Source organism: Variovorax sp. Varisp85, assembly GCF_047304045.1.
GTDB lineage: Bacteria > Pseudomonadota > Gammaproteobacteria > Burkholderiales > Burkholderiaceae_C > Variovorax.
The window spans coordinates 1-1,015 of the sequence record NZ_JBGLYN010000144.1 but is presented as its reverse complement, the minus strand read 5'-3'; the positions used below and the strand labels follow the sequence as shown (position 1 = coordinate 1,015).

Here is a 1,015-nt window from a genome sequence, read left to right as displayed (position 1 = left end):
AACGCATACGCCACCGTCGCATCCTGCTTGAGCGATCCAATGCCGCCCATGTACATCGTGCCCATGTTGTCCCAGGCCGCCGGCACCCCCTTGCGCATCAGGTCTTCGGTCAGCTCGATGGCCTTCTCGGGGTCTTGCTCAATGCCCAGCCCTTGCAGGTAGAGCCCTGCCAGGTTGAACTGTGCCTTCCAGTGGCCCAGCTTCATCGCCTGCTCGTAAAGCTGGGCCGCCTTGGCGTAGTTGCGATCCTCTGACCACTTCTCATAGCTCACCAGCGCCAGCGCCTGCTGGAACAGTGCTTCGGCTTCTGCCGTGATGGGCGGGTTGGCGTCGGCCTCGTGTTTGCAGACGAAGTCCTTGCGGTGCGGATCGAACTTGTCGAGCCTGGTGAAGCGCGGCAGCTTGCTGTCAGACATGAAGGGTTGGTGAGGCTGGGCTTTGGAGTCGTCTTGCATGGGACATCCCGCCAGAAGGAATGCGGCAGCAAACAGGACTGCCGCCCCGGCTGTGCTGGTGCCTTGCATCACCGCGCGTTCACCCCACCACGGGCGGATTGCCCACGCCGACCTGCGGAATTTTGCTGAAGCCCAGAGGGTTGGCCTGGTTCCACCAGGTCCAGATGACCTGCGCCGGATCGATGTCCAGGTGCTGCTCGCGCGGATCGGGGAAGAGCTGGCCTTCCATCACGTAGGACTGGCGATGCCACTGGTTGAACGATGCCGCATGCGGGTGGTCGTCCGGTACGCGCGCCTGCCAGATGCCCGTGACGAGGCAGCGCGCGGCGCCGCTGCATCGCACCTGCGGCGTGGGCACCTCGGCCTCCCGCGCGATGCCCTGGGCCACGCGCGTGTGAGCAGACAGCAGGCCGCGCTCGGCACCTTCGAGCCGACTGGTGCGCTGGGACGATGGTGCCGGCGCTTGCGGCGGCGAAGAAGCAGCAGGCACCACGGCCTTGGCGGCATCGATGAGCGTCTTGGGCTCGCTCATGTCCCACTGGGGCAACGGTGCCGGGGGA

1 protein-coding gene and 1 pseudogene are annotated in these 1,015 nt (G+C 65.6%); both read right to left on the bottom strand.

Going from position 1 to position 1,015, the window contains the following annotated elements; all coding sequences use genetic code 11:
* A partial coding sequence (locus ACCC97_RS28765; RefSeq protein ID WP_413336377.1) for a tetratricopeptide repeat protein occupies window positions 1-416 on the bottom strand: 416 nt, incomplete at its 3' end.
* A gap of 118 nt (window positions 417-534) precedes the next feature.
* Window positions 535-1,015 (bottom strand): annotated as a pseudogene (locus ACCC97_RS28760) (sel1 repeat family protein); the annotation flags it as partial.